10 protein-coding genes and 1 pseudogene are annotated in these 8,023 nt (G+C 42.2%); 1 reads left to right on the top strand and 10 read right to left on the bottom strand.

The window, feature by feature from the left end:
- Positions 1 to 246: 246 nt before the first annotated feature.
- The gene (locus IPJ71_18580) at positions 247 to 912 is read left to right on the top strand and encodes a hypothetical protein (protein ID MBK7845656.1); all 666 of its coding nucleotides are present in this window, start codon (positions 247 to 249) and stop codon (positions 910 to 912) included.
- Between the two features lie 416 nt (positions 913 to 1,328).
- Here IPJ71_18580 and IPJ71_18585 read toward each other — a convergent pair whose 3' ends face one another.
- From IPJ71_18585 to IPJ71_18630, 10 genes and pseudogenes are all read right to left on the bottom strand, one after another.
- Positions 1,329 to 1,676, bottom strand: coding sequence for a hypothetical protein (locus tag IPJ71_18585; GenBank protein MBK7845657.1), 348 nt, complete (start codon positions 1,674 to 1,676; stop codon positions 1,329 to 1,331).
- Positions 1,677 to 2,117: 441 nt separating this feature from the next.
- Complete coding sequence (locus IPJ71_18590; protein MBK7845658.1) at positions 2,118 to 2,453, bottom strand: DUF805 domain-containing protein; 336 nt, start codon at positions 2,451 to 2,453, stop codon at positions 2,118 to 2,120.
- A 642-nt stretch (positions 2,454 to 3,095) separates the two neighbouring features.
- A complete protein-coding gene (locus IPJ71_18595; GenBank protein MBK7845659.1) occupies positions 3,096 to 3,362 on the bottom strand; it encodes a hypothetical protein in 267 nt (88 codons plus the stop codon).
- Positions 3,325 to 3,638: pseudogene (locus tag IPJ71_18600) on the bottom strand (BrnT family toxin). The gene IPJ71_18595 and the pseudogene IPJ71_18600 overlap by 38 nt, the downstream one beginning before the upstream one ends.
- A gap of 390 nt (positions 3,639 to 4,028) precedes the next feature.
- Positions 4,029 to 4,244, bottom strand: a complete 216-nt coding sequence (locus IPJ71_18605; protein ID MBK7845660.1) for a hypothetical protein — start codon at positions 4,242 to 4,244, stop codon at positions 4,029 to 4,031.
- A 32-nt stretch (positions 4,245 to 4,276) separates the two neighbouring features.
- The gene (locus IPJ71_18610) at positions 4,277 to 4,606 is read right to left on the bottom strand and encodes a hypothetical protein (protein ID MBK7845661.1); all 330 of its coding nucleotides are present in this window, start codon (positions 4,604 to 4,606) and stop codon (positions 4,277 to 4,279) included.
- Positions 4,607 to 4,666: 60 nt separating this feature from the next.
- Positions 4,667 to 5,413: a hypothetical protein gene (locus IPJ71_18615; protein MBK7845662.1), complete on the bottom strand. Its 747-nt coding sequence runs from the start codon at positions 5,411 to 5,413 to the stop codon at positions 4,667 to 4,669.
- Positions 5,400 to 6,380: a hypothetical protein gene (locus IPJ71_18620; protein ID MBK7845663.1), complete on the bottom strand. Its 981-nt coding sequence runs from the start codon at positions 6,378 to 6,380 to the stop codon at positions 5,400 to 5,402. The genes IPJ71_18615 and IPJ71_18620 overlap by 14 nt, the downstream gene beginning before the upstream one ends.
- Positions 6,381 to 6,490: 110 nt before the next feature.
- Positions 6,491 to 7,555, bottom strand: coding sequence for a ParA family protein (locus tag IPJ71_18625; protein MBK7845664.1), 1,065 nt, complete (start codon positions 7,553 to 7,555; stop codon positions 6,491 to 6,493).
- A gap of 187 nt (positions 7,556 to 7,742) precedes the next feature.
- A partial coding sequence (locus IPJ71_18630; protein ID MBK7845665.1) for a hypothetical protein occupies positions 7,743 to 8,023 on the bottom strand: 281 nt, incomplete at its 5' end.

An 8,023-nucleotide genomic window follows, 5' to 3' on the forward strand; every position in this document is an offset into this window, starting at 1 on the left:
TTTTTCTTATGCGATGGACAACATCGATATAAATATCGGTAAGCGATGAGGGAAACTTAATCATTTTTTTGAAGCAGGTAATCACTGAGTGCCGCATCGACGGCACTCATCTCGCAAATAACGGAAATTTATCCCGAATGATGTTAAAACTTCCTATCTTGATACGTTAGGTTCGCCATCATTTAGTTATTTTGTTTACCGATAAGTAGTACTACCGATATTTGCGAAAAAATAAAAGGAAATGGTATGCGACGTATTCTATTGATAGTAACGGTTGGTTTTAGCATTGGGTGTGCTGAATTCGAAAAGGCATATCAAAGATCTACTTACAAACCGCCGGAACCAATTCGTGTCGAAATCGAGGGTGCCGTCTTTTTTAACGACGCAGCCTACGTTAGCTCCTTTTCAGGGAGCACAATCTGGTCTAAAGGACTGCTAAGAGAAGCTTCTAAGGATGAAGTTCGGATTAATTTGTTTGATAAAATAGATACAAATTTTGCGCAGGGTGAGTTCTTAATTCAATCCAATTCTGGACACATGCTTCACCCTCCAGGTACCACGATAAAAATAAAGCAAATTTTATCACCAAATTTGATAGTTGCAGAGATCGATGGTGAGGAACGACGTGTCTTCATAAAATTCTTTAATGAAACCTATAAAGAAAAGCCAAATTGGGAATGGAAAAAAGATATTGCAAAAAAAGATCGTGAGGCATTTGGATCAGGTAGCATCAGAATTGGGATGTCAAAACCCGCCTTTCTTGCTCTATTTTTTAATCGTGAATTCCGAGTAAACCTTTACAATCGAGGAGCTATGGAGCAATGGGTGACTGGAGGAAACGACTTCTACTATTTTACCAATAGTAGGTTAAGTGATTGGCAAATGATGGGAAGAAGTCCAGCCAATAGGTAGTCGGTGAATCTATTGATCGGGTAGGCCGGTACATTTCTGATCCGGCCCCACCACACCACAGAACCCATCGTGTTTGCAAATATGAGACTCCCGCCGATAATCATGGAAATCTTCCTATATCTGTCGAATTAAATGTGACATTTCGCAGTAGAACTTCCAACCCATCTTTGCGCTCGACTAGAAAAAATTGAGAAGAGGATTTGAAGTTCTACTGCGAAATGTCACGTTAAACCTTTGCTTTGTTCCAGCTCTGCCGTGCGCAAATGCTGGATAATTTCCTCTGGGCTATACCTTTTTCTTGCCATGCCTTGGGTCCTTTCTTGGCCCAGATCTTATCACAGATCCTGGACCGATTTGGACCGGCTAGGTCACTGGCGTATAGATAATTGGAGCATCTGCCTTCTTCAATTGTCCCCCTAGTCTTTAAGATCTTTTTTCATTTCCTGAACAAGATTCTTAAAGTGTAAATCTCTTGTCTCACGAGGACCGTCATTAGTATCGACAATACCTTGTGCTGACTTAGCTACCTCTGCCGCGCCAAACAGCTCGACACGAGTTTGCCAGAGAGCATAGTTTTTTGAGTTTTCATTACTTGGAGAAACTGCGGCGGCATGTAATGCACTTAATAGTCCTAAGTATGCCTCCCTCTTTTCTTGATAAAATCTATTTTGCTTAGACATACTCTTAACTAAAAAATGTTCAATCAGTCTTGTCAGCATAGATCCAATGCCAAGCCCACCTACAAGTGGCAGTATCCAGTCCATTTTTTACTTCCTTTCAAGTGACTACCTGTTGAAATTTCAATAGACGACCATATTTCGATTCAAATCGAAACGTTTTCACTGAAATTGCCCCGCCATTTTCATGGTAAAATAAATGAGAGTGTTTTTCAAACTGGAGGTGCTGGAGCTTATGACCTTTTAAAAAAGTGGGACCGTGAACTAAGGCACTCGTGCAACTCCACGAAAGAAGACGACAGGCGACCGTGGCTCAACGGTAAATTTTATGGATGAGACGGATATAAACGGCGACTCCGAGATGCGACGGCCAAAAGCGCAGAGCGGAAGGCCCACTTGAGCCACTGAGAATGGCTCCCATAGGAATGGTTAATCTTAAAAGTCTCTTGTTTAAAGAGCCCAGGAAATTCCGCTCAGGCCCACGCCGCCGCCCGTTTGGTATTCATTTTTTTGCAACAGGTAGTCATTTTAGATGGAGGTAGTTCCCTTGGGGTTCGGGCCATAGGCATTCTCTGTCGTATCCCCAGGAAGACAAAAGAGGACAATAGTGTAGAATGGAATCAGCAAGTACCAACCACTACGATTAGTGTCGTGCATTCTTCGCACAGAAACGGCAAAGCTAGGAATTAAAGATACCATTAGATAAATGGTGGCAATTTTCGTAGAGAGCCCTAGAAATACGCAAACCATTGCGATTGCTATATAAAAAATAGGATTCAAAATAGAAAACATCCAGAATTCCCTACGACTGGAACGGCCGGCGAAGTTCGCATAGTCGGAAAATGCTTTAAGGTACCAATGCATATTTATCCCCTTTGTTTCACTAACGAATTGTTTCCGATTTTATGAAAGCAATTTTAGATCTCACTTTTTCTCTCACTTCGATTCGACGCTCCCTATCCACTTTCAAGGCCCAAAATAAACTCGCCCCCAAACCTGGGACGGTCTATATAACGCTTTGCGTTGTCTTTGTCAATTGTTTTCATTTATGTAAGAAAACTCCTATAATCATACATGATCCAATGCAGAATTTGAGGCCCTGAATACCCTCCCCGCCCGTTACGATTGTTACAATTTAATCGGGTGAGCCAACACTCTCGGGGTAATAGAAACCCTCAACTGGTTGATTTTTTTAGGCTTATAGCCATTTCTCCAGGCCTCCTCCGTGGCTCTCAAATTTGAAAGCCCGATCCGTCACATTGGGGGGGCAATTCTCTCTTCGTGTTACGATCCTCGCAATGAAAGTGGAGGGGACACTACAGGTCTCTTGCAATATTTGAGAGTGACCTAATCAAAATAGGATCAGGCGCAAATTTTGAGGCCATATAGACTTCCCTCCACCCCTATTCCGATTGTTACAATTGTTTCGTCACAGACCAGGGGGCTGAACAGCTGGGACGAAGAGGAGGCTGATTACCGGGAACGCGACACCTTGGTCCAACCGCCCTAAGATGCTTTCTCAAGATATTGGATTAAGGCCTCGCGAATGAGCCTTTGATATTTTGTGTTCTTCAATTCTGCAAGATCCTTAAGTCTCCTCAAAAGATCATCTGATATCCGAAACGTAACCGTCTTATCTTTAGGGACAAATTGGAAATAATGAGAGAACGGCTTCCAGTCTCCATTTCTGATGAGATCTGAAAAATCCCTCTCAACAGGGTCACTCTTCACTCTTTTATTTACCTTTGCTTTTTTTGCTTTTTTCTTTTTCATTTAATGCCTCTATTTCCTTTTTTTTCGCGTATCTGGCACTAATTACACGAATCATAAATCGACCTTCAATTATCCGAAGCGTAAACACCCCTACCAAATACCTGCCATCATAAAGACCAAAAGCTACGTACCTATCTTCGGCCTCGCTGTGTTTATTATCAGGGTAACCAACGGATCACTCAGAAAAAATGCCTCGATCATGGATATCGACAGGCCGTGCTTCTGACACTTCTTTTCGTTATGCTGATCCCAGTTGAAATAGCTAATCTTCACCATGCTAAGTATAGCAATGTACATGCAAAATGTAAATACAAAATGTCAATTTATTATTTCCTGGTAAATTCAGATGTTTATATGACGAAAGGACCCCTCAGTTGAACCCTAATCTAGGGTTCAACTGATCTATTGAAAAATCGATCTCCCCTCATGCAGCCGCAAAATCCATCTCTCGTCTCCAGACCATGGTCCTGCGACGAGAACGAAATTTCCTTTGAAAACCTGAGCTCAATTGATGAACTAAAATGATATTGGAGATTTGAAATAGAAATCTCAAGACGACAAGAGAAATAGTGTTACTCTTTTGAGCTTGTTCGGGCCTTAAGCTTTGATTCATCTCGTTTGCCTGAAGCTCTAAAAGACGCTTTCTGTGCTCGTTGTTCTCATTGGTCAGCTTGCGGGCCGCTGAAAGCCAGCCTTTTGCATGAACACCTCAATTGCCAGATCGTTCTTCGCCATCGTGGATTTGAGACCGGATATTGTCTCTCTCAATACTTCGCCTTGGGCAATATTGCCCATCCCCTTCCCAATCACGTTGGAAGAAAAGGACCAGGACGAGTAGAGAAAGAGAAGTGCCAGCACTGTTTTGACCAGAATTTGACTCACCAGGTTTGAGGGCTTGAGAAAGGCAAACACGATCAAGAGTCCTTCAACGAGAAAGGCTGCGAGAATGGATTGCTCAAGGTTTGAATTGTTTGACTGATAAAATTCAACCGCTTCACGGAGTAAAAAGTAAGTGATTCCAGCAATAAGGAGTATCTGGACCAGGAGGCCAAGAAATTCAAATTTGAAAGTTTGACTCGAGGTTGAACGATTTGAGGACCACGTTGAATTTCAAACAAGGAGAGTTGGGATTCAACAATTGAGGGTTGAATTTCAGTCTTTCGCTTGAGCCGATATTCTCTGATTCGCTCTTTGTTGCGAAGGTAATATTCCGAATTGTATCGCTTTCTGCAAAACTGACCCACCTTGCCTCCCTCCATAAAAACTGGATCCCTTTGTCCCCTACCCGATCCGGGGGTAGTTTTTTAAGATTTAGAGAGTCCCTCAACAATTTTGGCCATCACGAGCCTCTCATGAGAAACGCTGCCCATCTTGACCAGTCCGTTTTCAGGAACAAGTGAAAGCTTCTCCCTCTCTGTCATGTGAGAGGCGATCTCCTGAGCTTTAGCTGTGAGCTTGTCCTGAGCTTGGCGCTTTTCGAGATCCGCCATCTCTCTCCTTCGCTTTTCGTTGTTTTCCACCTGGACCTTGAGCTCGTTGACCAGACCTTCAGAGATGTAGGCTCCAGAACGTCTGAGGATGCCCATCAGAAAGGCAAGCTTTGATCCACGGCTGCTGATCCCTCCGACATCTAAATCGTAAGCAAAAGCCTCCAGAGACTCCTGAACCTCTGGTGCTGATAAGGTACCCAGTTGGAAGAGTTGTTTGATCTGAGTTTGACCAAAACCGATGGCCTTCACATTCTCCGGTGTCTGAATCTGAAGCCAGTCTTCGGGGAGGTCCTGGCGCTTCGATTCAGGGCCGATAGTATTAGTAATATTCTTATTATTAATATCACTACTACTACTAGAGGAGAATGAACCCAGTGGTGAACCAGGTTCAGACCTGGTTCTAGTATCAAGGTGAACCTGGTTCTGAACTGGGTTCAGAAATTCATTTGGCTTTTGTCTGTGTAAAAGGATGCTTATATAAGTTGTTAAAATATCCTTCGGTATACCGATATTTCTTTTTGATCCTCGGCCTCCGGTCGAATGAGAGTTATTTACTATCAAGCCCTTTTTTGAAAGGCGTTTGAAGGAGGTTTTCATAGACTCCATTGGTATACCAAGCATGACAGAGAAATGGATAGGTAGTCTCAACATGCGATACACCCGATTTGCTCTGAATATGTGCGATATAGTCAAAGAGCTTATGGTTATTGCCACCTAAACTTGTGAGCAATCTCTCAAGTTCAAAATTCCTTTGGAGAGTTGAGATATCCTGATCGGGATGAACGTGGTTCTGAACTGGGTTCATGGAGCTAGATTGAACACGGTACTGAACTGGGTTTGAACTGGGTTCATATTTTGGGGAGTGAGTTATGTCTGAAGCTGTAGGATCATTATGAACGGAGTGCCTGGAGTGAACCCGGTTCATGTCCTTGGTTTGAACCTGGTTTCCAGGTGCGGGGTGATGCCATATTTGTAATAATTGTTCAGGCATGTCAGTTAATTTCTGACCATTTGCTGAACCTTGTTTGTGAACACAGTTTGAACCCGGTTCATGAACCTTGTTGGAATTAATTTTTCCAGAGGAAGTTGGTATAGTAGTCGAATTGATCTCCAAGTCAAATTGACTAGTTAGTATCAATTTGTCAGTTGGCAGAGAATTTATTGATGAACCCGGTTCATGAACTTTGTTTGAACTAGGTTCATGAACCATATTTTTCGATGAAGGTGGTTCCTGAGACGAGCTATTGTCCGTCGCGCAGATGGCGTTTGAGTTATTTGAAAATTTATCGTTCAGGGCTAAGTCTTGAACCTGGTTCATGAACTTTTCCTGAACCAGGTTCAAACCGGGTTCAACTGGTCCTGAACTTCGAGGTTTGTCCATTTCAATTTTATGGGTATTCTCACTTGGGGTCGCGTGATCGTTCAACTCTGACGAGTCTGGTGCATCAGGATGGGCATTGCCGTTAGATGTGGATTGACTGGTTCCGTAGACATTGTCATCGGTATGATCAAATTTTCGGTTATTCACTAGCTGTTCTCTTGCATTTAGAAAGTCAAAGTCGTCGCTATTTGACCCGCCAAATCGCTTTTGTCCTTTGGATAGTAAATTTTTTAATTTGAGTGGAGGTTTGCTCGCCATTACGCCTGAACCTCGGTAACGAGTGAGCTTGCAGCAGAATCGGAATTCTTCAGTGACCTTTGTGATCTCCAAAATTCTTTAAGATTGGTTATTTCTAAAAAAAGAGAATCCAAATGTTCAAGAGCAACGTGCTTTTTTGCAGTATTCCATATAGTCTTACCCTCAGCTATTGAAGCCTTCAGTCCACTTGAAAATCCAACGGCTGATTCACAAAGTTGTTTTCCGTAGTCAGTTTTAGCCAACTCTGAAGCTATCAGATAGTCTATTTTTGGACGACCATCGTACTTGTTGATGAAGATTTTGGTTACGGCCCGAGCACCAAAATTTTTCCTCAGACGAGCTATGTGCTCAAAATTTAATTCCAATCCATCAAGAGAAAATTTATCGGGCTCGACAGGCATTAGAATAAGGTCCGAATAAATATGTGCGGCTGATGTTAACTTAGATAGGCTTGGAGGGGAGTCAAAGAAGATGAAATCATATTCCTGTCGTACCGGTTTAAGCATATTTGCAAACAGACTCGAGATATTAATGGAATTATTCAAACTTAATAGAGTATCCAAATTAGCCATTGCCAAATTCGAAGGAATTAGGTGAAGGTTCGGAATAAGATTAATAATCGCATCTTTTACCGAAATTTGTTTTCCATTGAATGATCCATCTAGGATATCCATAATTGTCGGAAATTCTCTGGGGTTGCCATGAATTCCAAAAGATCCAGTCAAATTTGCTTGTTGATCCAGATCTATCATCAAAACTCTAGCTCCATAGGTAGCGGCACGTGTTGCCAACGCGTGGGTGCAGGTAGTTTTGCCGACACCACCTTTGACATTGTGAAGATCAATTACCATGCTAGGAAATGATAGCCCTCTAAGTTGTAATATTTCGCTGATTTTGGAAGGTTCAATTCTATGAAATCTACTGTTTCCGATTCTTGTTTGAATTTCAGTTTCTTTAAGGAACTTGTGAAGTGCCTGAACTGTTATTCCTAAAATATCTGCAAGTTCCTTTGGAGTTAGATATAGGTCCATTTTAAATTGGCTCTCTTTGGCAAATTCGCTCATTTTGTCCCCTTCAGTTTTTCAAATCATTAATCTTGCGAAAAATAAAAAATGCTCTCTTCAAAAGGTTGATCATATTAGCATGAATCGTTTGGTTTAAAACAATCGATGCATCCTCCATAATAATTAAACCAGACAATTCAATGTTCAACTTATATTTTTGATGGTCTAGCCTTTTCTCCATTTTATTTTATGTTTCGTTGTGCGTAGTTTCTGAGTTGCCAGTTACATTTACCAATTCTGTACCTCGATCTTTGAGTCTCGAAATCTTCAACACCTGTCCTTGTCCGAGCTGTCGGATTTGATTTGGGTGCACGACGAATTCCTCAGTGTCCCTGACTGACTTTTCGCCGGTGTTTTGATCCCATAGCAGTCCTCGTTTATAACGCACCGTTGATTTTTGTGTGTTTCGGGTTCCGGCCATGGAGGCAAAGTACTCGGCATCATCGGGGCTGTCGGTTCCGGAAAATC

The organism is Bdellovibrionales bacterium, assembly GCA_016714165.1.
Taxonomy (GTDB): domain Bacteria; phylum Bdellovibrionota; class Bdellovibrionia; order Bdellovibrionales; family UBA1609; genus JADJVA01.

Bases quoted from the DNA above. Each gene is read 5' to 3' on its own strand.
- IPJ71_18585 (MBK7845657.1), bottom strand. From the start codon at position 1,676: ATGGACTGGATACTGCCACTTGTAGGTGGGCTTGGCATTGGATCTATG.
- IPJ71_18625 (MBK7845664.1), bottom strand. From the start codon at position 7,555: ATGAGCGAATTTGCCAAAGAGAGCCAATTTAAAATGGACCTATATCTA.
- IPJ71_18580 (MBK7845656.1), top strand. From the start codon at position 247: ATGCGACGTATTCTATTGATAGTAACGGTTGGTTTTAGCATTGGGTGT.
- IPJ71_18590 (MBK7845658.1), bottom strand. From the start codon at position 2,453: ATGCATTGGTACCTTAAAGCATTTTCCGACTATGCGAACTTCGCCGGC.
- IPJ71_18595 (MBK7845659.1), bottom strand. From the start codon at position 3,362: ATGAAAAAGAAAAAAGCAAAAAAAGCAAAGGTAAATAAAAGAGTGAAG.